The 26,304-nt window shown below is 31.0% G+C and carries 22 protein-coding genes and 1 riboswitch; of the genes, 17 read left to right on the forward strand and 5 right to left on the reverse strand.

The window, feature by feature from the left end; genetic code table 11:
* Positions 1-11: 11 nt before the first annotated feature.
* On the reverse strand, positions 12-377 hold the full coding sequence (locus J3R86_RS04085) for a globin domain-containing protein (protein ID WP_207518165.1): 366 nt from the start codon (positions 375-377) through the stop codon (positions 12-14).
* A 140-nt stretch (positions 378-517) separates the two neighbouring features.
* Complete coding sequence (locus J3R86_RS04090) at positions 518-1,111, reverse strand: CYTH domain-containing protein (RefSeq protein WP_207518166.1); 594 nt, start codon at positions 1,109-1,111, stop codon at positions 518-520.
* 179 nt (positions 1,112-1,290) lie between these two features.
* Here J3R86_RS04090 and J3R86_RS04095 point away from each other — a divergent pair, with 179 nt between their 5' ends.
* From J3R86_RS04095 to fabI, 7 genes are all read left to right on the forward strand, one after another.
* Positions 1,291-1,638, forward strand: a complete 348-nt coding sequence (locus tag J3R86_RS04095) for a UPF0738 family protein (protein WP_207518167.1) — start codon at positions 1,291-1,293, stop codon at positions 1,636-1,638.
* Positions 1,639-1,654: 16 nt separating this feature from the next.
* The gene (locus J3R86_RS04100) at positions 1,655-2,290 is read left to right on the forward strand and encodes a GTP diphosphokinase (RefSeq protein ID WP_002462505.1); all 636 of its coding nucleotides are present in this window, start codon (positions 1,655-1,657) and stop codon (positions 2,288-2,290) included.
* A 15-nt stretch (positions 2,291-2,305) separates the two neighbouring features.
* Positions 2,306-3,115 (forward strand): NAD kinase, encoded by an 810-nt coding sequence (locus tag J3R86_RS04105; RefSeq protein ID WP_207518168.1) that lies wholly within the window; start codon positions 2,306-2,308, stop codon positions 3,113-3,115.
* Positions 3,112-3,966 (forward strand): RluA family pseudouridine synthase, encoded by an 855-nt coding sequence (locus J3R86_RS04110; RefSeq protein ID WP_207518169.1) that lies wholly within the window; start codon positions 3,112-3,114, stop codon positions 3,964-3,966. Before J3R86_RS04105 ends, J3R86_RS04110 begins: the two co-directional genes overlap by 4 nt.
* 19 nt (positions 3,967-3,985) lie before the next feature.
* Positions 3,986-5,371: a magnesium transporter gene (mgtE, locus tag J3R86_RS04115; RefSeq protein ID WP_207518170.1), complete on the forward strand. Its 1,386-nt coding sequence runs from the start codon at positions 3,986-3,988 to the stop codon at positions 5,369-5,371.
* Positions 5,372-5,380: 9 nt separating this feature from the next.
* Positions 5,381-7,225, forward strand: a complete 1,845-nt coding sequence (locus tag J3R86_RS04120) for a monovalent cation:proton antiporter family protein (RefSeq protein ID WP_207518171.1) — start codon at positions 5,381-5,383, stop codon at positions 7,223-7,225.
* A 786-nt stretch (positions 7,226-8,011) separates the two neighbouring features.
* Positions 8,012-8,782 (forward strand): enoyl-ACP reductase FabI, encoded by a 771-nt coding sequence (gene fabI / locus J3R86_RS04125; RefSeq protein WP_207518172.1) that lies wholly within the window; start codon positions 8,012-8,014, stop codon positions 8,780-8,782.
* 103 nt (positions 8,783-8,885) lie between these two features.
* On the opposite strand, the gene cozEa is transcribed toward fabI, so the two are convergent.
* Positions 8,886-9,971, reverse strand: a complete 1,086-nt coding sequence (gene cozEa / locus J3R86_RS04130; RefSeq protein ID WP_207518173.1) for a lipoteichoic acid biosynthesis protein CozEa — start codon at positions 9,969-9,971, stop codon at positions 8,886-8,888.
* Between the two features lie 212 nt (positions 9,972-10,183).
* On the opposite strand from cozEa, the gene J3R86_RS04135 reads away from it, so the two are divergent.
* From J3R86_RS04135 to J3R86_RS04145, 3 genes are all read left to right on the forward strand, one after another.
* A complete protein-coding gene (locus J3R86_RS04135) occupies positions 10,184-11,764 on the forward strand; it encodes an alanine/glycine:cation symporter family protein (RefSeq protein ID WP_207518174.1) in 1,581 nt (526 codons plus the stop codon).
* Between the two features lie 86 nt (positions 11,765-11,850).
* Positions 11,851-12,597, forward strand: coding sequence for an esterase family protein (locus tag J3R86_RS04140; protein ID WP_207518175.1), 747 nt, complete (start codon positions 11,851-11,853; stop codon positions 12,595-12,597).
* A gap of 176 nt (positions 12,598-12,773) precedes the next feature.
* Positions 12,774-13,283 (forward strand): YjcG family protein, encoded by a 510-nt coding sequence (locus tag J3R86_RS04145; protein WP_207518176.1) that lies wholly within the window; start codon positions 12,774-12,776, stop codon positions 13,281-13,283.
* Between the two features lie 200 nt (positions 13,284-13,483).
* On the opposite strand, the gene ltaA is transcribed toward J3R86_RS04145, so the two are convergent.
* Positions 13,484-14,674: a lipoteichoic acid biosynthesis MFS flippase LtaA gene (ltaA, locus tag J3R86_RS04150; RefSeq protein WP_207518177.1), complete on the reverse strand. Its 1,191-nt coding sequence runs from the start codon at positions 14,672-14,674 to the stop codon at positions 13,484-13,486.
* Complete coding sequence (locus J3R86_RS04155) at positions 14,652-15,827, reverse strand: diglucosyl diacylglycerol synthase (protein WP_207518178.1); 1,176 nt, start codon at positions 15,825-15,827, stop codon at positions 14,652-14,654. The genes ltaA and J3R86_RS04155 overlap by 23 nt, the downstream gene beginning before the upstream one ends.
* A gap of 637 nt (positions 15,828-16,464) precedes the next feature.
* Between J3R86_RS04155 and J3R86_RS04160 the strand changes: the two genes are divergently transcribed.
* The 7 genes from J3R86_RS04160 (at position 16,465) to J3R86_RS04190 (ending at position 26,278) form a co-directional block, all read left to right on the forward strand.
* A complete protein-coding gene (locus tag J3R86_RS04160; protein ID WP_207518179.1) occupies positions 16,465-17,949 on the forward strand; it encodes a UDP-N-acetylmuramoyl-L-alanyl-D-glutamate--L-lysine ligase in 1,485 nt (494 codons plus the stop codon).
* Entirely contained in the window at positions 17,939-18,193 is a 255-nt protein-coding gene (locus tag J3R86_RS04165) for a YueH family protein (RefSeq protein WP_207518180.1), read from the forward strand. Before J3R86_RS04160 ends, J3R86_RS04165 begins: the two co-directional genes overlap by 11 nt.
* Positions 18,190-19,752 carry a peptide chain release factor 3 gene (locus J3R86_RS04170; RefSeq protein ID WP_207518181.1) on the forward strand — a complete coding sequence of 521 codons (1,563 nt, stop codon included), beginning with the start codon at positions 18,190-18,192 and terminating at the stop codon, positions 19,750-19,752. Before J3R86_RS04165 ends, J3R86_RS04170 begins: the two co-directional genes overlap by 4 nt.
* 100 nt (positions 19,753-19,852) lie before the next feature.
* A riboswitch (yybP-ykoY riboswitch) is annotated at positions 19,853-19,960 on the forward strand.
* 165 nt (positions 19,961-20,125) lie between these two features.
* On the forward strand, positions 20,126-20,926 hold the full coding sequence (locus J3R86_RS04175) for a TerC family protein (protein WP_207518182.1): 801 nt from the start codon (positions 20,126-20,128) through the stop codon (positions 20,924-20,926).
* Between the two features lie 213 nt (positions 20,927-21,139).
* Positions 21,140-23,197 (forward strand): S1C family serine protease, encoded by a 2,058-nt coding sequence (locus J3R86_RS04180; RefSeq protein ID WP_207518183.1) that lies wholly within the window; start codon positions 21,140-21,142, stop codon positions 23,195-23,197.
* 16 nt (positions 23,198-23,213) lie between these two features.
* The gene (locus tag J3R86_RS04185; protein ID WP_207518184.1) at positions 23,214-24,572 is read left to right on the forward strand and encodes a TrkH family potassium uptake protein; all 1,359 of its coding nucleotides are present in this window, start codon (positions 23,214-23,216) and stop codon (positions 24,570-24,572) included.
* A 197-nt stretch (positions 24,573-24,769) separates the two neighbouring features.
* A complete protein-coding gene (locus J3R86_RS04190) occupies positions 24,770-26,278 on the forward strand; it encodes a bifunctional metallophosphatase/5'-nucleotidase (protein WP_207518185.1) in 1,509 nt (502 codons plus the stop codon).
* Positions 26,279-26,304: the final 26 nt, after the last annotated feature.

The following is a 26,304-nucleotide window of genomic DNA, read 5'->3' on the forward strand; positions in this document are numbered from 1 at the left end:
TACAATTAATTTTAGGAATTTACCATATGATTTGCTGTTAATCTTAATCTTTCGAATAGATAATCTCCCACGCCTAAAGGGAAATTAGCTTCAGTTATTGCTTGATGCATATTTTCTAACCATGCATCACGTTCATATTCGGTAATTATAAATTCCATGTGTCTTTTTTTTAGCATCGGATGGCCGTGCTCTGCTGTATACAATTTTGGTCCACCTAAAAATTGGGTCAAAAATTGCTTTTGCTTGCGACTTGTTTCCGCAAAATCGCCTGGGAATAAATGATTTATTCTATCATCTTGTTCAACCAGTCTATAAAAATGGTCGATCATCTTATATAATGCATCTTTACCAATAATGTCATATGGTGTTTCTGTCATAAACTCACCTAATTTATCATTAATTCTTGTTAACGGAGACTAAACAATCTACCGTATATAGACTTACTTTTAAGTCATTAAATATATATCTAATATAACATGAATTTATACTTTTGAAAGAAATATGCATATTTGTCTATTTACAATATATTGTTTGAAAGTTTTTCTTTTTGCATAAAAAATCGTTGTACTTTATTTAATGGCGGTTGATGTTGAATATCAAATTGATGTAATAATTTTTGAAATTTAACTAGTCCAGTATCATAGTCACTAACTTCAAATTCAAGCTCATAGTCAGTCATTCCTAAATATTCACTTTTGTCTAAGACAAGTAAGTCACCATCATAAGCTACTTCCATTCGATAAGTTGTTAATGCACCTAAGATAATAAGTGAGTCATTATTAATACCAAATGTTTCGGTAATAATTTGGTAAATATCTGTTGGTAATTCGTTCAATTTAATTTCTTTATCAAGCTCTGGTTCGATAGTTACTTTATGATTATATTCGGTTAAACCAGTAGATGCGGGTACTTTTAAAGTCATTTCGTAACATTGATCTTTCACCCTTATACGTAATGCTGAGCGATGTGATTTCAGTTTAAAGTCAGGTGTATCAATATAATAATTAACTTGTTTGAATAAGTGAGCATTACTAAAAAAATGTTGTTTTATTTGTGAATAAAGTTGCTGAGTCAAAATTTGTTTGAATTCAATTTCGTGATTGATTGCCATATCGTACATACACCTCAAATATTAAATGAATAATTAACCATATTATGAATGACATTTGGAAAATTTAAAAGTAATAACAGTTAAAGAAAATACCTATTTTTCGATAATGAAAATAGGGTCTCAAAGTGTTTTGTAGAATTGAATTATGTTAAAATATTATGGAATAAGGAGGAACAAGCATGCGTATTTATATCAATGAAATTAAAGTAAAAGAAGATGGACTTTATTGTTATTCAGAAGACTCAATCACAGGTCTGAAAGAAGTAGGGCAAATGCTTGTTGATAGTGATAATTATGCTTTTGCATATACATTAGATGACGGCAAAGCATATTCATACCTAATTTTTGTTCAAGAAACCTGGACCATGCTTCATGAAAACATGACGAAGAAAATAATGATTAATGATGAATTGGAATTAACAGAATTTCATCATGAATTAAATTATATTTTAGATAATATTAAAGGTAATAATAATTACGGTAAAGAATTTGTTGCTACTGTTGAAGATATCTTCAACATTGAATGAAGTGGGGTGAATCACTATGAATCAATGGGATCAATTCCTAACACCGTATAAACAAGCGGTAAATGAATTGAAAATTAAACTTAAAGGTTTACGTAAACAATATGAAATAGGCGAATATGCATCTCCAATTGAGTTTGTCACAGGTCGTGTTAAACCTATTTCAAGTATTATCGATAAGGCGAATAAACGACAAATACCTTTTGATCGTTTACGTGAAGAAATGTATGACATAGCAGGTTTAAGAATTATGTGTCAATTTGTAGAAGATATTGATGTGGTTGTTAATATTTTGAAACAACGTAAAGATTTCAAAGTAGTGGAAGAACGTGACTATATTAGAAATACGAAACAAAGTGGTTATCGTTCATATCATGTCATCATTGAATATCCGATTGAAACTTTAAATGGTCAAAAAGTAATATTAGCAGAAATTCAAATTCGTACCCTAGCGATGAATTTTTGGGCTACGATTGAACATACACTACGTTATAAATATGATGGTGATTATCCTGATGAAATTCAGCATCGTTTGGAACGTGCAGCCGAAGCTGCATACTTATTAGATGAAGAAATGTCAGAAATCAAAGATGAAATTCAAGAAGCACAAAAATATTACAGTCAAAAACGTGCTAAAAAACACGAAAATGATTAATGAGGTGTAAAAATCATGCGCTATACAATTTTAACTAAAGGTGATTCTAAATCTAATGCCTTAAAGCATAAAATGATTAATTATATGAAAGACTTCCGCATGATTGAAGACAGTGAAAATCCAGAAATTGTCATTTCGGTTGGTGGAGATGGCACATTACTTCAAGCCTTTCATCAATATAGTCATATGTTATCAAGTGTAGCTTTTGTAGGTGTACATACTGGTCATTTAGGATTTTATGCTGATTGGCTGCCGCATGAAGTTGAAAAATTAATCATTGAAATTAATAATTCGGAATTTCAAGTGATTGAATATCCATTATTAGAAATAATAGTACGCTATAATGATAATGGCTATGAAACAAGATACTTGGCTCTAAATGAAGCTACAATGAAAACTGAAAATGGCTCTACATTAGTAGTTGATGTTAATTTAAGAGGTAAACATTTTGAACGCTTTAGAGGAGATGGTCTATGTATTTCTACACCATCTGGTTCAACTGCTTATAATAAAGCCTTGGGTGGTGCTTTAATTCATCCTTCGCTAGAGGCAATGCAAATTACTGAAATTGCCTCTATTAATAATCGTGTCTTTAGAACAGTTGGATCACCTTTAGTTTTACCTAAACATCATACATGTTTAATATCACCAGTCAATCACGATACTATTAGAATGACGATTGATCATGTAAGTATCAAACATAAAAATGTTAACTCAATACAATATCGTGTAGCTAATGAAAAAGTTAGATTTGCACGTTTTAAACCATTCCCATTCTGGAAAAGAGTACATGATTCATTCATTTCAAGTGATGATGATAGATGATTTTCACACATGAAATAACACACCCAGAACTGTTAAAAGAATGGTTAAAAAGACATCAATTTTCTAAAAAGACTGTGAGCGCCATCAAACAAAATGGCGCTTTAATTATTAATGGACAACCAGTTACTGTTAGAAAAATGCTTTGTCCTCAAGATATTTTACAAATTCATTTGCCTAAAGAACAGCCAAGTAGTAATTTACAACCTTATAATAAGCAATTAGATATCTGTTATGAAGATCCGTACGTATTAGTTGTTAGAAAATATCAACAACAAAACTGTACGCCCTCAAGAGAACACCCACATTATAGTTTGATAGAACAAGTACTGAGTTATTGTCGCAACAAAGGTGAAGATATTAATCCACATATTGTTACACGTTTAGATAGAGATACAGAAGGATTAGTCATATTTGCTAAATATGGTCATATTCATCACTTATTTTCTACAGTGACATTACAAAAGACTTATATTGCGTTAGTTAACGGTCAAACTGATAGTAGTGGCGTAATAGAAGCAAATATCAAACGCTCTCCAAATAGTATTATTACGAGAGAAGTAGCCCAAGAAGGTAAATACGCAAAGACATCTTATAAGACATTAGCACACAATCATCATTACAGTATTTGTCAAATTCACCTACATACTGGACGAACACATCAAATTAGAGTGCATTTTAAACATATAGGTCATCCAATTGTTGGAGATGATTTATATGGAGGTACGCATCCAACAATACAAGGACAGACGTTACAATGTTCTGGAATTTTATTTGATCATCCTATTGAAAAAAAACAAATTTCGATTACTATTGACTATAAGCAAATTTTAAAGTTGTTTAGAAATATATAATAATTATGGAGGTGTAAGCATGCCTATTGACACAGAAAATAGAGAAAGTAGTCAAGAGGAACTATATAACAAAACGTTATTAGACCAAGAGTTAGACAATAATAATATTGATGAATTTCGTGAAGAATTTTTATCTATGCATACTTATGAACAAAGTGAGTATTTTGAAGATACCACTGAGGAAAATAGACAAAAAATATTTCACTTCTTATCACCAGAAGAAGTAGCAGACTTTTTCGATCAATTAGATATCGATGATGAAGAATATGAGCAGTTATTTGATAAAATGAATGCTACATATGCTAGTCATATTTTAGAAGCAATGTCATACGATAATGCAGTAGATATTTTAAATGAGTTATCTAAATCTAAAGTAGCTAGTTTATTGACATTGATGAATAAAGATGACGCTAATGAAATTAAAGCATTATTACATTATGATGAAGATACTGCCGGCGGTATTATGACTACCGAATATTTATCTTTAAAAGCACATACACCTGTCAAAGAAGCTTTGATACATGTTAAAGAACAGGCGCCTGATGCTGAAACGATTTATGTTATTTATGTTATTAATGATGAAGATAAATTAGTAGGCGTATTATCATTAAGAGATTTAATTGTTGCTGAAAATGATGCTTATATTGAAGATATCATGAGTGAAAGAGTTATCAGTGTTAATGTTGCTGAAGACCAAGAAAATGTTGCTCAAACAATTAGAGATTATGATTTTATGGCCGTACCAGTTGTTGATTATCAAGATCATTTATTAGGTATTATTACAATTGATGACATTTTAGATGTTATGGATGAAGAGGCTAGTGAAGACTACTCTCGTTTAGCCGGTGTATCAGATATCGACTCTACGAATGATTCAGTAGTTAAAACAGCAGCCAAACGTTTACCTTGGTTAATTATTTTAACGTTCTTAGGTATGATAACTGCTACTATTTTAGGTAGTTTTGAAGCAACTTTAGAAAAAGTAGCATTATTAGCGGCATTTATACCAATTATCAGTGGTATGTCTGGTAACTCAGGAACACAATCACTAGCTGTATCAGTTCGTAATATTACTACTGGTGAAATTAATGAACAAAGTAAATTTAAGATTGCCTTACGTGAAGCGGGCAGTGGAATTTTATCAGGACTCGTATGTGCTACTATATTATTCACTATTATCGTTGCCATATATCATCAACCATTATTAGCACTTATTGTTGGTGGTAGTTTAACTTGTGCCATGACAGTTGGTACATTAGTTGGTTCTATGATTCCATTATTAATGAACAAATTAAAAATTGACCCAGCAGTAGCAAGCGGACCATTTATTACAACAATTAATGACATTATTAGTATGTTGATTTACTTCGGTTTAGCAACTTCATTTATGGCTTATTTAACTTAAGGAGGAATTATGGAGTTTGTATCTTTAGTTATCGTCGTTGTAGCAGCATTCTTAACTCCAATCATTGTTAATCGATTAAATATTAACTTTTTACCAGTTGTAGTTGCCGAAATATTAATGGGGATTATTATCGGTAATTCGTTTCTCAATTTAGTCGAAAGAGATTCTATTTTAAATATCCTTTCCACATTAGGTTTTATCTTTTTAATGTTTTTAAGTGGTTTGGAAATTGATTTTAAAGCATTTAAGAAGGATAAAAGAGCAAGACAAGGTCAAGATAGTGATGAGAAAGAGATGCCAGGTCATTTAACTTTGGCCTTGACTGTCTTTTCCCTGATTATGATTGTTTCTATATTCTTAGCGTATATATTTAAATGGTTAGGTTTAGTAGATGATGTTTTATTAATGGTCATTATTATTTCTACGATTTCATTAGGGGTTGTTGTACCAACGTTAAAAGAAATGAACATTATGCGTACAACGATTGGTCAATTTATTTTACTCGTAGCAGTATTGGCCGATTTAATCACGATGGTCTTACTAACTGTTTATGGCGCAATTAATGGCCAAGGTGGTAGTACGATTTGGTTGATTGGCATATTAGTTGTTTTTACAGCGATTTCCTATATATTAGGTGTTCGATTTAAGCAAATGTCATTTTTACAAAAGTTAATGGATGGTACAACTCAAATAGGTATTCGTGCTGTATTTGCATTAATTATCCTGTTAGTTGCTTTAGCTGAAGGTGTCGGTGCTGAAAATATTTTAGGCGCATTTTTAGCAGGTGTAGTAGTATCATTATTAAACCCAGATGAAGAGATGGTAGAGAAGTTGGATTCATTTGGCTATGGTTTCTTTATACCTATATTCTTTATTATGGTCGGTGTAGATTTGAATATCCCATCATTAATAAAAGAGCCGTCATTATTAATCATCATTCCAATATTAATAATAGCGTTTATTATTTCTAAGCTCATACCAGTATTATTTATTAGACGATGGTTTGATATGAAGACTACGATTGCTTCAGCTTTTCTATTAACATCAACCTTGTCTTTAGTTATCGCAGCTGCAAAAATTTCAGAGCGTCTTAATACAATTTCAGCAGAAACTTCAGGAATATTAATTTTGAGTGCAGTGATTACTTGTGTTTTTGTACCCATTATCTTCAAAAAAATGTTCCCGATTCCTGACGAATTTAATCGTAAAATTGAAGTTAGCTTAATCGGTAAAAATCAGCTAACTATACCAATCGCTCAAAATTTAACATCTCAACTGTATGATATTTCTTTATATTATCGTAAAGATTTAAGCGATAATAGACAGCTATCGAATGATATAACAATGATTGAAATCGCTGATTATGAATACGATATTTTAGACCGTTTAGGTTTATTTAAACGTGATATCGTAGTTTGTGCTACCAATGACGATGATATTAATCGTAAGGTTGCTAAATTAGCCAAAGAACATCAAGTAGCTCGTGTCATTTGTCGTTTAGAAAGTACAAGTGATGACAGTGAATTGAAACAATTAGGTGTTGAAATATTTAGTAGTTATCAAAGTAATAAGATATTACTAAAAGGTTTGATTGAAACACCAAATATGCTTAACTTATTAAGTAATGTAGAAACATCACTTTATGAAATACAAATGCTTAATTATAAATATGAAAATATGCAATTACGTAACTTCCCATTTGGTGGAGATATTATATTTGTTCGTATTATACGCAATAATGAATCTATAGTGCCACACGGTGATACACAATTAAGATATAGAGACAGATTAATTGTTACAGGTGCAAAAGAATATGTAGATGAATTAAAACAAGAATTAGAATTCTATTATTAATCAGTGATGACACATTTAATTAAAAATATTTTATAACTATTAAATCAATGATATTGAAGCATCATAGATTGTAAATATGTCCTTAGTTAAATGGCTCTCTTCCAAATTGGACTGATACATAATTATTTTTTTAAGCCTCACACCCCAGCTTGCACATTATAGTAAAAATTTTATTTTTAAAATTTTTCTATGACGGGTCCCTGCATTGCATGTTAGAGTTTCTGCTATCTTGATAGCTAGAAAATCTTATGCAGTTTATTATGAATTAATAAACTGTAAACCTATTTCAGATAACCAGTTTTTCTGTGTTGGGTCCCTTCCTAGGGTGCTGTCTCAGCCTACCCCAACTTGCACTGTTTGTATAAACTGATTAATCAGTTTATTTGTGTTGGGGCCCCGGTCTTCGACTAGCACTGTTGCCCAACTTGCATTGCTTGTAGAAACTGTTTCACAGTTTCTCTATGTTGGGTCCCTACCTCAGGAGTCTCGGCTTCAAATTAATTTTCGTTTTAAATTATTCATTTTTTATTTATCAGTCCTAAAAAATGGAGAACCTAAATAGTACAAGTACTGTAAAGGAGTCCTAGTCATAGGGCTCTTTTTATTGTTTGTGAAAGTCTAAATGCTTTATGTTAATTGAATGTTATTAGTTTACTATAATATATAGGTAAAATAACTTTATTAAAATCGATTTTTAATGTTAAAATATAATGACGACAAAAGTAAGAACTAAAATGGATTAACTACAAATTCATAAATACTTAAAGATTATAAGGAGTTATAAATATGTTAAATCTTGAAAACAAAACATTTGTTATTATGGGTATTGCAAACAAACGTAGTATTGGTTTTGGTGTTGCTAAAGTATTAGATACTTTAGGTGCCAAATTAGTATTTACATATCGCAAAGAACGTAGCCGTAAAGAATTAGAGAAATTATTAGAACAACTTAATCAAAGTGAACAACGTTTATACCAAATTGACGTTCAAAGTGACGAAGAAGTGATTAATGGCTTTGCTAAAATCGGTCAAGAAGTTGGAAATATTGATGGTGTATACCATTCAATCGCTTTTGCTAATATGGAAGATTTACGCGGACGTTTTTCTGAAACATCTCGTGAAGGTTTCTTGTTAGCACAAGATATTAGTTCATATTCTTTAACTATCGTGGCACATGAAGCTAAAAAATTGATGCCTGAAGGTGGTACCATTGTTGCAACTACTTACTTAGGCGGAGAATTTGCAGTTCAAAATTATAACGTCATGGGCGTTGCTAAAGCTAGTTTAGAAGCTAATGTGAAATATTTAGCATTAGATTTAGGACCTGATAATATTAGAGTAAATGCTATTTCAGCTGGTCCTATTCGTACGCTTAGTGCTAAAGGTGTTGGAGGATTTAACACAATTTTAAAAGAAATCGAAGAACGAGCACCATTAAAACGTAATGTTGATCAAGAAGAAGTTGGTAAGACAGCAGCATACTTATTAAGTGATTTATCAAGTGGTGTTACTGGTGAAAATATACATGTAGACAGTGGTTTCCACGCTATAAAATAATAAAAAAATAAAACGAGATTGCACAATTGTGTTTAATCTCGTTTTATTTTGTAATGAACGTTAAAAGAGTTGAAGCATCAGTGCTTCAACTCTTTTTTGATTATTAGTCTTTAACATCACTATTAGCTTTATCAATAATACGTTGTCGGTATTTAAAGATATTACTGACAACTGTTTTAAGAACAGCATATAATGGTACAGCAATTAGAATTAATGTAAAGCCACCTAAATCACCAGCTGCTAATATAACAACGATAATTGTAAGGGGATGGATATTTAAAGATTTACCCATAACATTAGGTGTAATGACATTACCTTCAAGTTGATGTGCAATTAAAGTAATGACACATACCCAAATAAAAGTAGTAGGGCTATCAATAATACCTAAAATTGCAGCGGGTGCAAAGGATAACCAAGAACCTAAAAATGGAATTAAGTTTGCCACACCTGCAAATAGTACAAGTAGTGGAATATAAGGTAAGTGAATAATTGAATAACCTAAGTATAAGAAAATGCCTAAAATAACACTGACAGTAACTTGGCCTTGAATGTATGATTTTAAAGTGAAGTTAACATCAGTTAACATATCAACAAAAAATACTTTACGTTCACCTTTGAAAAATTTGGCAATTGCTGGAATAAATTTTTCATGATCTTTTAACATATAAATTAAAAAGAACGGCACCATGATTAATAAGAAGATAGTAGAAACTAATGAAGTTATATATTGTAATGAATTAGATAATATATTTGTAACTCCATCTCCAATAGAATTAACCATATTAGTGATTCTACTTGTTACATCGCTAGGTAATTTATCCATTTGAGCTAAAGCAAAATTGATAATCTGTTCTGCTTCTTTTTGTAATGCTGGTGTTTGACTAATTAAATTATTAATATTTGATACAATAATTGGTGCGATAAAAGCGATAATAATACCAATAATTGCAAATAACGCTAGCATAATTGTCGTAATACTTGCCCAACGAGGGAAACCTACTTTTTCTAGTAGCTGTTGAAAAGGTAAGCAAATATAAAATAGAAAACCACTAATTAAAAATGGAAGAAATACAGAGCCGATAATTGTGGCGATTGGTTCAAATACTTCATGCACTTCCATAAATAGTTTGATGATTATGAACAACATAATTAATGCTATGCCAGTCCGGAACCAAACTTTGTTCAACATAAATGACGCTCCTCCTAAAATTTAAAATACAGTTATCTATAAGTATATCTCAAAATATACATGTAAAAAAGAATTATATTAGTTAGACGAAAAATAGATTGCTACATTGATAATTTATTACAATAATTTAATAGAATATTCTGAAAAATGTGTTGAAGTGTGTAAATATACATCGTATAATATTTTAAATTAAATTAAAAAGGGGGAGTCATATGATAGAAAGATTAGTAGGTTTCTTAAATGATATTGTTTGGAGTAAACCTTTGGTATATGGCTTATTATTGACAGGTTTGTTTTTTACTTTGCGTATGAGATTTTTTCAAGTCAGGTACTTTAAAGAAATGATAAGACTCATGTTTCAGGGAGAGCGTTCTCCAAATGGTGTATCCAGTTTTCAAGCTATTGCAATGTCATTAGCTGGGAGAGTGGGGACAGGTAATATTGTAGGTGTATCAACGGCTATATTTATTGGTGGTCCTGGAGCAGTCTTTTGGATGTGGATAAGTGCATTTTTAGGAGCAAGTAGTGCTTTTATTGAATCAACATTAGGCCAAATTTTTAAACGTGTTGAAAATAATGAATATCGAGGTGGGCCTGCTTATTATATTGAATATGGTATAGGTGGAAAGTTTGGTAAAATTTATGGTGCTTTATTTGCCATTGTTACTATTATTTCAGTAGGATTGTTATTACCAGGTGTTCAATCTAATGCTATTGCAAGTTCAATGCATAATGCCATTCAAATTCCTCAATGGTTAATGGGAATTGCCGTAGTGATAGTCTTAGGTTTGATTATTTTTGGTGGGCTACGCAGTATTGCTAACGTTGCAACGGCTGTTGTACCGTTTATGGCAATTATATACATATTGATGGCAGTAGTGATTATTTGTCTTAATTTACAAGCAATACCAGCTTTATTTGCTGTTATATTCAAGTCAGCATTTGGTATACAATCAGCTTTTGGTGGTATTGTTGGTGCAATGATTGAAATTGGAGTTAAAAGAGGGTTATATTCTAATGAAGCTGGACAAGGTACTGGACCTCATGCAGCTTCTGCTGCTGAAGTGTCACATCCAAGTAAACAAGGTTTAGTTCAAGCATTTTCTGTATATATTGACACTTTATTTGTTTGTACAGCTACTGCATTAATTATATTAATTTCTGGTACTTACAATGTTACTGATGGAACGATGAATGCAAATGGTACACCACATTTAATCAAAGATGGTGGTATTTTTGTAGACTCTGATACGGGTAAAGATTATTCAGGAACAGCTATGTATGTTCAAGCTGGTATAGATAAGGCTTTCCAAGGAGATCACTACCATTTTGATCCATCATTTTCAGGAGTGGGTTCTTATTTTGTTGCTTTTGCTTTATTCTTTTTTGCCTTCACTACAATCTTATCTTATTATTACATAACTGAAACAAATGTTGCTTATTTAACGCGTCATTATAATAATCACATATCTAATATATATATTAATATTGCGCGAATTATTTTATTATTTGCAACCTTTTATGGTGCTATTAAAACTGCCGATGTAGCATGGGCACTTGGTGACCTTGGGGTTGGGTTAATGGCTTGGTTAAATATTATTGCTATTTGGATACTACATAAGCCTGCAGTAAATGCACTTAAAGATTATGAAATACAGCGTAAGAAATTAGGAAATGGTTATCATGCAATTTATAAACCAGATGCTAACAAACTACCAAATGCAGTATTTTGGTTAAAGACATATCCTCAAAGATTGAACAGGGAAAAAGTAAAACAACATTCCAAATCGTAGGTTATATTTGTAATAAGTTAATACAATTTTAAAAATAGAGTGTCTCTTGGTACAATAATAATACAACTACTAGGGGGCACTTTGTTATGTCAGAATATAAAAATGGTAAGATAAATAAACATGTTTATTTTAGTGAAATTTTAAATAGAGAAGTAACATTGAGTATCTATTTACCTGAACAATATAGTCATTTATTTAAATATAGAGTTATTTTATGTTTTGATGGTTTAGACTTCTTAAGATTTGGTCGTATTCAACGGTCATTAGAATCTTTATCTGAGCAAGAACACATAGAGAATGCTATTATTGTAGGATTTCATTATGAAGACGTTGATAAAAGACGTGAAGAGTTTCATCCACAAGGTTCAAGATCTCACTTAACAATTAAAGCTGTTGGGCAAGAAATTTTGCCATTTATAGAATCACAATTTTCAACATATAAAGTTGGTAATGCTAGATTATTAATGGGAGATAGCTTAGCAGGGAGTATCGCATTATTAACAGCACTTACATATCCTACGATTTTTAGTCAAGTTGCAATGTTAAGCCCACAATATGATGAAACTGTAAAAGAAAAGATTGAAACATGTAACAATATTGATCAATTAACAATTTGGCATGCTGTTGGACTTGATGAAGAGGATTTTGAACTACCAACTAATGGTAAACGCGCTAATTTTTTAACACCTAATCGTGAATTATATCACTTATTATCACAATATAATATGACTTATCATTATGAAGAATTTGACGGTGGTCATCAGTGGAAATCATGGAAACCGTTATTACCACAAATTTTAACTTATTTTTTACATGAGAAAATCCAAGATTAATAATTAAGCCATGATTAAAACACAGTAATAAAAGATCGTTATAAGTATGATATTAAAAAGTTATTTAATTAAAAAATTGTCTATTTTGTAAAAAATATGTAATTGTTAATTTTAAAGTAACGGTTTTCATAAAATTTTGATATAATAACATTAGGTTAAACAAAGGAGGAATTTAGATGATTTTAGGGTTAGCATTAATTCCATCAAAGTCATTTCAAGAAACGGTAGATTCATATCGTAAACGTTATGATAAGCAATATGCACGTATTAAACCACATATCACAATTAAAGCTCCGTTTGAAATTGACGATCAAGATTTAGATTCAGTGGTTAGTCAAGTTAGAGCTAGAATCAAAGGTGTTCCAGCTGTTAATGTACATGCAACAAAAGCATCTAGTTTTAAGCCAACGAATAATGTTATTTATTTTAAAGTTGCTAAGACAGATGAACTAGAAACATTGTTTGATCGTTTTAATGATAGTGATTTCTATGGTGAAGCAGAGCATGTTTTTGTGCCACATTTTACAATTGCACAAGGACTTTCAAGTCAAGAATTTGAAGATATTTTTGGACAAGTTGCTCTTGCAGGGGTAGACCATGAAGAAGTTATAGAAGATTTAACATTATTAAGATTTGATGAAGAAGAAGACAAATGGAAAGAATTAGAAACATTTAAATTAGCATGATTATAAAAATAATGGGTAAAAGGTGAATTCGCCTACCCATAGATTTTTAGTATATAAAAAGTGAGTATATACCTATTTATTAGACAAATAGATAAATACTCACTTTTTGTTTTATGAAAGCTATTACTTGATACAATTAACTTACTTTAAAATCGTATATGTTGTTATATTCTATATCTAAACAATACCTTGTAAAATATTTAATGTTTTCTTTGTCTATGGCTAATAAAATACGTACCGTAAAATATAGCTAATACTAGGAAGACTAATGATGAAAAGTAAAATGTATTATTTAAATTATTCGTAAATTGAGTAATTAATCCTCCGAATAATGGTCCAATCATTGAACCGAAACCTTGAATACTATTAAAAACTCCCCAAGTCTCTTCTTGTTCATCGCTTTTAATAAAGCATGCCATAAAGGTATTCCAAGCAGGAAGTAATATCCCGTACATTAAACCGATTGCTAAGGCTATAATCCAAACTATATAAATGTTAAATATCATAGATAAGATAAATATTAAAATCATATATAAGAGAAAGCCAGTTAAAATAACACCATACATAAAATTTCGACTTCTATGGTCAATTAATTTTGATAAAAATAACATCGAGAACGCACAACCTAAACCACCTATAATGATGGCAACTGTGTATTCAATAGTGCTTACTTTGACAACTTTTGTTGCATAAGTAGGTAAGATAGGTACTAAGGCAGAGATTGCGGCACCTTGTAATAAAATACCTGGAAATAACAATAAATGTCTTTTTGTAACGTCAACAATTTGACCTAATTGTTCTTTTACAGGTCGTGTATTATAGTTAGTCAATGTTACATTAACAAAATAATATAATACCCAAGCTATTAACACGACTAAAGACATCATAAATGTAAATTTAGTTGGATGCAGTTTAACTAAAAAGTTCATCACAACCCAACCAACTAAAAGCCCAAGTAACCATGCAAAATAAACATAGCCCATTTGTTTACCACGTTTATCTTCCTCAACACTTGATAACATGATAACCCAAATAGGACTAACTGCAATACCTAGCATAATTGCACTTAGAATAATAACAACTGGTGATGCTGGAAACCAAATAACTAAAAATAAACTTAAAAAAGCTAAGATAAACCCAGAAGTTAAAACAGTACGAGCACCAAATTTTTTAAGTAAGAAACCTATAACGAAATTAGTAGTGGCATCCGCAATGAAATGTATTGAAAAAGCTAAAGAGGTAATGGCAACAGCAATCGATGTTACTGTTGGCAAATAATTAATATAACTTAGTATATACATACCTCTAGCAAATTCCATTAAAAAGAGAATGACCAACATTAAAACAAAGTTTCTTTTGTTAGCGTAATTACTTGACAAAGAATCTTGCATATAAAGGAACCTTTCCATAAATATCTTGTGGTTGTGAAGAATGACCTAACATATTTAATAAGTCTCTACATATTTTTTCAGTTGAGTGGTTTATATTGTTGTTCTTCATTTGATCAGTCATGGCTAATAATTGATCTTCGTTGGTTGTTAATTCAGCTACTATATTAACTGCATCTTCAGGTGTATTCGCAATTTTACCAAACCCTTGTTGTTCAAAAAATAAAGCATTTTCTAATTCTTGTCCTGGAGCAGGATTTAAAAAGATCATAGGAATATGTCGAGATAAGCCTTCAGATATTGTAATACCACCGGGCTTAGTAATCATTAATTGACTTGAAGCCATCCATTCATTCATATGTTTAGTGTATCCTAAAATTAAGACATTTGAATTAGATTTAAACTGCTGTTGTAGTGAACGTTTTAAATCTTTACTATTACCGCATATCATCACTACTTGCGTATTTGGACTTTGTGATAATATATCAGTTATCATTGTATTAAAGCCACTAGAAACGCCGAACGCACCTGCAGACATTAAAATAATATGTTTATTAGGGTCTAAATTATGGTTTTCAAGCCATTGATTACGATTAATATGTTCTTCAAATTTATTGGCAATTGGAATTCCAGTTACTTTAACATTGTCAGCGGGTATACCAACTTCAATAAAATCTTGTTTAGTCTCTTCAGTAGCTACATAATAACGTTCAGAATGTGGTGTTACCCAGTTTTTATGTAAACGATAATCTGTTAAGACTGTTGCGATTGGAATATTAATATTAAATTGTTCAGTTAACACTGACATTACTGGAGTAGGAAATGTCATTAAAATTAAGTCAGGTTTTTCTTTAATTAACAAATTGATTAATTTATTTAATCCATAATATTTATAGAAGCATTTATCTAACTTATCTGGGCGGCTGTAATAAAACCCTTTATACATATTTCTAAAGTATTTAAAGCTATTGATATACCACTTTTTACAAATGGAAGTTAAAATAGGATGCGCCTCCATAAAAAGGTCGTGTTCAATAACGCTTAAATGATCTAAATTCATATCATTTAATTGGTTAACGATACTTTGAGTAACTTGCATATGACCGTTACCGAAAGACCCAGTAATAATCAATATCTTTTTATTTTGAGTAACCATTAATAGCCACCCTCCGTTAATCTAAAAATTTAGTTTAAGTGTAACTTATTTTTCATTATTATAAAAGAAATAAAGCTAATTTAATGATGAAGTTGAGGTTGAGTCAAAAAGTAGTGAACCTGGGACAAAAAGCAATTTTCACTATATTTTAAGTGTTTGGCAGTAACTGTCTGATTTTTAAAATGTTGATAAATCAACGCTTTAAAAACCTAGTCTGTTCCACTCCCAACATTGACTGTTGAATTATTAAGTATTATTAAACCAAAAACTTATCATTCTAGTCAGACTCAGCAAGGTAGTATGACGAATTGTATTGGAATCAACAATTGTAGATAAAATAAAATAATAACAATTTTAACTAATGTTAATAGAAATCAACATAATAGTTATGTTAAAGAAATTTATTATTCAAAAAATATACAGTAGTTAATTATAGCATAATTTTTAGTTACTGTTAGTTATAATAATTAAGTTATAACTCAGATTAAAAAATATATTATATGAAGAAATACGAATTAAATTGGAAATAGACAATCATTATCATAGTTAATCATAGCTTATTAAAAATAATTATAAATTTATAAACACAGTTAAAACGTGTATAATAGAACTATTGTAAAAAAAGGAGCGGTTCAGTTTGAATGCGAATACGTTGTTTGAAAAAATTAAAGTAAAACGTGTTATAGGTACTTTAAATAGAGAAATTGAAGATATCACTACTGACTCACGTACTGCTAAAGCAGGTAGTATTTTTGTAGCTTCAGTAGGGTATACAGTTGATAGTCATAAATTTTGTCAAAATGTAGTAAATCAAGGATGTAATGTTATTGTAGTCAATAAAGAACAACTATTGACTGGAGATGTTACACAAGTTATCGTGCCAGATACCTTAAGAGTTGCGAGTATATTAGCACATACATTATTTAATTATCCAAGTCATCAACTTATAACTTATGGTGTTACTGGGACAAATGGTAAAACATCGATTGCAACAATGATTCATTTGATTAATAGAAAATTAAATAAAAATAGTGCTTATTTGGGTACAAATGGTTTCCAAATTAATGAAACTAAAACAAAAGGTGCCAATACAACACCAGAAACGGTGTCATTAACTAAGAAAATTAAAGAAGCAGTTGATGCTGGTGCTGAATCTATGACGTTAGAAGTATCAAGTCATGGTTTAGTACTAGGACGTTTAAGAGGTGTTGAATTTGATGTTGCTATTTTCTCAAATTTAACGCAGGATCATTTAGATTTTCATGGCACAATGGAAGCATATGGACATGCTAAATCATTATTATTTAGTCAACTAGGTGAAGATTTAGCGAAAGAAAAATATGCTATTGTCAATAATGATGATGACTTTTCACATTATTTAACGACTGTCACACCTTATGAGGTATTTACTTACGGTATTGATAATGATGCGCAATTCATGGCTACAAATATACATGAGTCGTTGCAAGGCGTAACTTTTGATTTTGAAACACCATTTGGTAGTTACGCAGTAAAATCTCCATATGTAGGTAAATTTAATATTTCTAATATTATGGCAGCAATGATTGCAGTATGGAGTAAAGGCGTATCATTTGAAGATATTATTAAAGCAGTTGAACATCTTGAACCTGTAGAGGGTAGATTAGAAGTATTAGATCCATCATTACCGATAGATTTGATTATTGATTATGCTCATACTGCCGATGGTATGAATAAATTGATTGATGCTGTTAAACCATTCGTTAAACAAAAATTAATCTTTTTAGTTGGTATGGCTGGAGAACGTGATTTAACGAAGACACCAGAAATGGGTAGTGTCGCATGTAGAGCTGATTATGTCATCTTTACACCAGATAATCCTGCTAATGACGACCCGAAAATGTTAACAGCAGAGTTAGCTAAAGGTGCAACACATGACAATTACATTGAGTTTGATGATCGTGCAGCAGGTATTAAACATGCTATAGACGTTGCAGAACCAGGTGATACAGTAGTCTTAGCTTCAAAGGGTCGTGAACCATATCAAATCATGCCAGGTCATGTTAAAGTACCACATCGAGATGACTTAATAGGTTTAGAAGCGGCATATAAAAAATTTGGTGGTGGGCCAATTGATCATTAAACAGTTGGTTGATAATAATCTAAAGATAAATGTTTATATTGAAATACTAGCTAATCAAATGTTATTAATAGCTATTCCAGAGTGGTTTTGGTCTGTAGAACTACCACGTACAACCAATAAAGACGATTGCTATGAAGAATTATTAATGCAGTTATTTGTATTTAAAGAAGAAAATGAAGCACAACTTATCGCGCAACAATTAACGCATTGGATTGACACATATAAAAAGGAGCATGATTCATGAATTTAAAGCAAGAAGTAGAGTCTAGAAAGACATTTGCAATTATTTCCCATCCAGATGCTGGGAAAACAACATTAACAGAAAAATTACTATATTTTAGTGGTGCCATACGTGAAGCAGGTACAGTTAAAGGTAAGAAAACTGGTAAATTTGCTACAAGCGACTGGATGAAAGTAGAACAAGAACGTGGGATTTCAGTAACATCTTCAGTGATGCAATTTGATTATGATGATTATAAAATTAACATTTTAGATACACCAGGACATGAAGACTTTTCAGAAGATACTTATAGAACATTAATGGCAGTTGATAGTGCAGTAATGGTTATTGACTGTGCTAAAGGGATTGAACCTCAAACTTTGAAATTATTTAAAGTCTGTAAAATGCGTGGTATCCCAATATTTACTTTTATCAATAAATTAGACCGAGTTGGTAAAGAACCATTTGAATTATTGGATGAAATTGAAGAAACATTAAATATCGAAACATATCCTATGAATTGGCCGATTGGTATGGGTCAAAATTTCTTTGGTATAATTGATAGAAAAACTAAAACAATCGAACCATTTAGAGATGAAGAAAATCTACTTCACTTAAACGACGATTTCGAATTACAAGAGACACATGCGATTGCTAATGACAGTGCATTTGAACAAGCGATTGAAGAAATGATGTTAGTCGAAGAAGCTGGAGAAACATTCGATGATGAAGCGTTGCAAAATGGTGATTTAACTCCAGTATTCTTTGGTTCTGCGTTAGCGAATTTCGGCGTGCAAAATTTCTTGAATGCTTATGTAGATTTTGCCCCTATGCCACATGCTAGACAAACTAAGGAAGATATAGAAGTGAGTCCATATGAAGATGATTTCTCAGGATTCATCTTTAAAATTCAAGCCAATATGGATCCTAAACACCGTGATAGAATCGCATTTATGAGAGTTGTCAGTGGTGCATTCGAACGTGGAATGGATGTAACATTGCAACGTACTAATAAAAAACAAAAAATTACACGTTCAACTTCATTTATGGCTGATGATAAAGAAACAGTTAATCATGCTGTTGCTGGAGATATTATTGGATTATATGATACAGGTAATTATCAAATTGGAGATACAATAGTTGGAGGTAAACAACATTATAGTTTCCAAGACTTACCACAATTTACACCTGAAATTTTTATGAAAGTATCACCTAAAAATGTTATGAAACAAAAACATTTCCATAAAGGTATAGAGCAATTAGTTCAAGAAGGTGCTATCCAGTACTATAAAACCTTGCATACGAATCAAATTATTTTAGGTGCCGTTGGTCAACTACAATTTGAAGTCTTTGAGCATCGTATGAATAATGAATATAACGTAGATGTTGTAATGGAACCAGTCGGTCGTAAAATTGCCCGATGGATTGAAAACGAAGACGAGGTAAGTGATAAAATGAATACTTCAAGATCAATATTAGTGAAAGATAGATATGATCAATTAGTATTCTTATTTGAAAATGATTTTGCAACAAGATGGTTTGAAGAGAAATTCCCTGAAGTAAAATTATATAGTCTATTATAAGATTCAATAAGTAGTAAAAATTGTAATATTATAAGAAAAATAAATTGTATTCATAAAGAGAACTATGTATACTATATTGTAACAAATAAATTACCTATGACATGTTGTCAGAGGGGAGTAACTTAAGAATTATACAGTAGATATAATTCGACACTTTATCGTCATTACGGAGTCGAACTTCCGGTAAAGTGAGCAACTCATATTGCTTAGTGAGACCTTTGCTAAATTTTTAGCATGGGTCTTTTTATTTGAAAAAGATCTATGTTTTGTATTTTGAGCTATGTTGATAAAGACCGTATCTTTAACAATTCAATGTAACAATATCATTATACAAAATATAGGTAAGTTATATATTAAAAGGAGTTGTACAGAGATGGATCCAAGTTTGATTCTGCCTTATTTATGGGTGCTCGTTGTTTTAGTATTTTTAGAAGGTTTATTAGCAGCAGATAATGCGATTGTTATGGCTGTTATGGTAAAACATTTACCTCCGGAACAACGAAAAAAAGCGTTGTTTTATGGTTTACTAGGTGCATTTGTCTTTAGATTTATCGCACTATTTTTAATAAGTATTATTGCAAATTTTTGGTTTATACAGGCCGCTGGAGCAATATATCTTATTTATATGTCTATCAAAAATCTGTATCAATTCTTTAATCATTCCAAAAGTGGTGAAGAGCATCAAATTGGGGATGACCATCATTATGATGAGTCGGGCGTAGAAATTAAAGCGAGCAACCAGTCATTCTGGGGTACGGTAATTAAAGTTGAATTTGCTGATATCGCTTTTGCAATAGATTCTATGTTGGCAGCATTAGCAATTGCTGTTACGCTACCGAAATTAGGTATTCATTTTGGTGGTATGGATCTTGGTCAATTTAGTGTGATGTTCTTAGGTGGTATGATAGGTGTTATCATAATGAGATTTGCTGCAACTTGGTTTGTTGAATTATTAAATAAATATCCAGGTTTAGAAGGTGCAGCCTTTGCCATTGTTGGATGGGTAGGTATTAAATTAGTCATTATGGTATTAGCACATCCCGATATTAGAATTTTACCTGAATCATTTCCACATACAGTATTATGGCAATCTATTTTCTGGTCAGTATTACTATTATTAGTTGCCATTGGATGGTTTGCTTCAGTTGTTAATAACAAAAAGACTAATAAATAATATTTAGACAGAACTTGTATTTTTGTGTAAGGAACTTTTTTGACTTATGGTCAAGGGTTCCTTATTTTTTATGTCATTTAAAGCATTGATGTTGAAAATGTTAGTGCGAAGTATTGTATAGTGAAATTTTATAGAAAAGTCATAGATTTCTAAGCAATAAGTACGTTAATATGGCATAATAAGTAGTGATTTAATTGAATGGAGTGGACATAAGTGGATAAGGGTCAAAAGCATGTAATACCAAAAAGCCAATATCGACGTAAGAAACGTAAATTTTTCGATGAAGAAGAGTTAAAAGACAACAAACAACTTAGTAATCAAGATGAACAACTTACATCATCTGAAGATGAAGAAACACAATCACTTAGAGATGTACAAACACAATCACCTAATGAAACAAATGATATAAATGAAGATAGTCATCCTAATGCATTACGTCATTATGACAATAGTGACAAGACAAACATAGAAGATGCTCATGAATCAGATGGCGAACTAACTACTGATCAACAAATTGACGACAATCAACCATCTGCATCTGATTCTTTAACAAAGCAAACTAATTCAAATGTCACAGATCAATTGGATAATTCAACAAGTAATAGTGATGATGACAAGTTATCAGATAAACAAGATCAAACTAATAGTCATAAATCACTGACATTACCTGAAGAACAACAATTAAAACGACAACAACTTGATCAAGACAAAGTATTAATTAGTAAACAGGATTCACAACAAGATCGTCATGACAATTTTGACAAAACTGACGACGAAGAATTAAGAGATAACCAAGAAGATATATTACATAATGACAATCATAAAAACGCTCAAATATCAGATGTCGTACAGACCAAAGATGCTACTGTTAAATCACAACAATTTAATAGTGATGAAAAAAAAACACGTAAGCAAGAAGAACAACATCATAAACCATTAAATGAAGATAAAGATGAAAAGGTTATCGAGCAAAGTAAAGAAACAATAGCGAAATTAGATTCGGATTCTCAAACAAAGCAACAACATAACACGAATACCAAGAAATCTACAGCTACAACGACAGCACAACAAAGAAAAGATAGACAATCTACAGAAACATCAACGAAAAAATTTGGCTCTGATAGTAAAGATATGTCGCAATATAGTGAAATTATTAAACGTTTTTGGCAAATGTATTGGCCTAAAATTGTTATTTTAGTTGGTATTATCATCTTAATCTTAATTTTAAATGCCATTTTTAATCATGTTAATGACAACGATAAAGGTATGGATAATAGTGAACAAAGTAAAGATTCTTATACGACAACAATGAAGAATGCTAATAATACTGTTAAATCTGTTGTATCAGTTGAAAATAATACTGACAAAGACACTTCTATTCCTAAAGATAAAAATGCTTCTGAAGATGAAATTGGTTCAGGTGTTATTTATAAAAAAACTGGTGACACAGTATATATAGTGACGAATGCGCATGTTGTTGGTAAAAAAGATCAACAAAAAATAACTTTTGCTAATAGTAAAAGTGTGATTGGCAAAGTATTGGGTAAAGATAAATGGTCAGACTTAGCAGTTATTAAAGCAACGTCAAAAGATCCAACTGCCAAAGAAATCACTTTTGGTGATTCTAATCACATTGTTTTAGGAGAACCTATTATAGTTGTAGGAAATCCACTTGGTGTTGATTTTAAAAGTACAGTTACTGAAGGCATTATTTCTGGATTAAATAGAAACGTACCTATTGATTTTGATAAAGATAACAAATACGATATGCTAATGAAAGCATTCCAAATTGATGCTTCTGTTAACCCAGGTAATTCAGGCGGAGCTGTAGTAAATAGAGAAGGTAAATTAATTGGTATTATTTCGTTAAAAATAGATATGCCGAATGTTGAAGGTATGTCATTTGCATTACCTGTGAACGAGGTTCAAAAAATCATACATGATTTAGAAACTAAAGGTAAAATAAAATACCCTGACGTAGGTATTACAATGACTAATGTCGCAGATTTATCGTCTTATGAACGACAATCTATTAAATTACCACAAAGTATTAATAATGGTGTTGTAATTAAGGATGTTGATTCTAAGTCATTAGCTCAAAAAGCAGGACTGAAAAAAGATGATGTTATTGTCGAATTAGACGAAAAATTGATAGAAGATGATTTACGTTTTAAACAAGTTTTATTTAGTCATAAGTATAATTTGAAACCACTCACTGTAAAAATATATAGAGATGGTAATGAAAAGGAAATCACTCTAAAATTGAAATAATGTTGAGGTGAATGTAGTGTCCATATTTAGCCAGTTTTTAAAAAAATCGAGTCCTCAACAAGGTATTGTAATGTACTATTTGGTAGCGATTGTAGTGGCATTTTTACTATTGAATTTACCTTATGTTCATAAGCCTGGTGTTGAAGTTAATCCGATAGACACATTGTTTGTCGCTGTATCTGGTATTAGCGTGACAGGTTTATCGCCCGTTAGTATTGTTGACACGTACTCCGTATTTGGTCAACTTATTATATTAGTTATATTAAATATTGGCGGTATTGGAGTCATGGCTATTGGTACCATGCTCTGGGTAGTACTTGGCAAACACATTGGTATTAGAGAACGACAATTAATCATGCTTGATAATAATAAAAATACGATGAGCGGAACTGTCAAACTAATTATTGATATTGTTAAATCAATATTTGTTATCGAACTTGTTGGTGCATTATTATTAGCGTTTTATTTTTATCGGGATACACCAGACTTAAAATATGCATTAATGCAGGGCATATTTGTATCGATATCTGCTACAACGAATGGTGGTTTAGATATTACTGGTAAATCACTCATTCCGTATGCTCATGATTATTTTGTTCAAGCGATTGTGATATTTTTAATCGTCTTAGGTTCAATAGGCTTTCCAGTATTACTTGAATTAAAAGCATATATTCAAAATAGAGTAACTAATTTTAGATTTTCGTTATTTACTAAAATTACAACATCTACATATTTGTTTCTATTCATTGTAGGTGTGTTAACGATACTATTATTTGAGCATAATCATGCTTTTAAAGGGCTAAGTTGGCACCAATCACTATTTTATTCTTTATTTCAATCAGCTACGACGAGAAGTGCAGGTTTACAAACTTTAGATGTCACTCAATTAAGTGATCCAACAAATATTATTATGGGGTTATTAATGTTTATCGGTTCATCACCAAGTTCTGTGGGTGGTGGAATTAGAACAACAACATTTGCTATTGTTATATTATTTTTAATTAATTTTAGTAATAATGCTGATAAAACTTCTATTAAAGTATTTAACAGAGAAGTACATATCATGGATATTCAGCGTTCATTTGCAGTATTTACAATGGCATCTATTTTGACATTTGTTAGTATGATCATAATTTCTGCTACTGAAAATGGTAAATTAACATTCCTACAAGTATTTTTTGAGGTGATGTCAGCTTTTGGAACATGTGGATTATCTCTAGGTGTTACTAGTGATATTAGTGATGTGTCTAAAATAGTATTAATGGTACTTATGTTTATCGGACGTGTTGGATTGATTTCGTTTATTATTATGATTGCTGGTAGACGTGAACCAGATAAATATCATTATCCAAAAGAACGGATACAAATTGGTTAATACAATAGTTTGAAAATATTAAGTAAATGATGACAAGGTTAGGACAGATTTAATATATTCCTTTCAAAGTAGCCATAGAAACGGAACTTTGTAGTATATATTAATCTATAGTCCTAACCTTTTTATTATTTGATAGTAGTTATCTAACAAATATCATTTTTATCATGTTAAACTAGTGACATTGAGAGGTGTAAAATATGGAGAAGAATGAAAATATTAACGTTGAAATAATAGCCACGTCAGATATGCATAGTCATTTTTTAAATGGTGATTATGGTTCTAATATATATAGAGCAGGAACATATGTTGATAAAATAAGAGATTATAATAGTAATGTGATTTTACTTGATAGTGGAGGTAGCTTAGCTGGCTCATTAGCTGCTTATTACTATGCTATAGTTGCACCTTATAAACGTCATCCCATGATTAAATTGATGAATCGTATGCGATATGATGCAAGTGGTGTTAGTCCAAGTGATTTTAAATTTGGTTTATCTTTTTTAACTCGCTCAATTGCTTTAGCTAGGTTTCCATGGTTATCGGCTAATATTGAATATAACGTAACTAAAGAACCATATTTTTCAACACCTTATACTATTAAACAATTTAATGATTTGAGAATAGCAATTGTGGGCGTAACTGCTGATGGCTTAATGGAAAATGAATATGCTGAAATGGAACAAGATGTTACGATTGAAAAGGCTTTATTAGCATCGAAACGTTGGATTAGGTACATTCATGAAGCAGAAGAACCTGACTATTTAATTGTAATCTATCATGGTGGTTTAGATAAGATTAGCGACAATACGACGACTAAAAAGTCTAATTCTAATGAAGCGGAAAAATTAATGGAAGAAATTGGTGTTATTGATTTAATGATCACAGCCCATCAACATCAAACTATCATTGGAGAAAATGATGATACAGTTTATGTTCAAGCAGGACAAGATGCTAAAGAATTAGTACATTTGTCACTTTGTTTTAATAAGCGCACGACGACATATGAAGTAGAGTGCGTAGAGTCGCAAGTCATCGATTTAGATCGTTATGATGAAAGCGAACAATTATTAGAGTTAACCTTCTATGATCGTAAAGCAGTTGAATATTGGTCTCAAGAGGTTATTAGTAGTGATAATTTGAAGTTAGCTGTTAATGGACTTCAAGATTTAGTAAGTAAACCGCATCGATTTTCACAATTATTACATGATGCCATCAAATTAGCCTATGATAATAAAATTACCTGTGTACATGTTCCAAAAAATGGGGAACGTGGATTAGTTGGTCAAATACGTAATAAAGATTTATACGAAGCGTATCCGTATCCAGATAAACCGATTGATTTAACTATCACGGGTCAAAATATTAAAGATATTTTAGAATATAGTTATGCACATTTAGAATTTAATCAACAAACACTGTCGTTAACTATTATTGATGAAACATTGTGCACGATTTGGCAAGGCTTTAATTATACAATTGACATGGATAGACAACCATTTGATAGAGTGAAGTTGTATAATATAGATTTAGCTAAAAGTTATAGAATAACGATGACTGATTATTGTTACAGAAATTATAAAAATTATCTTACAGGTGCAATCTTTCATCATTCTACAAGTGACACTATGAGTAGTTTGATTGCAAAATTAATAAATGATCAAGCGTACCAAGTCGTAGTTAATGATAATTTTAATATCAAAAATTAGACCATAGGTTTGCGACAAATATTCTT

It is taken from the genome of Staphylococcus simiae (assembly GCF_017357005.1).
In the GTDB taxonomy this organism is placed as follows: domain Bacteria; phylum Bacillota; class Bacilli; order Staphylococcales; family Staphylococcaceae; genus Staphylococcus; species Staphylococcus simiae_A.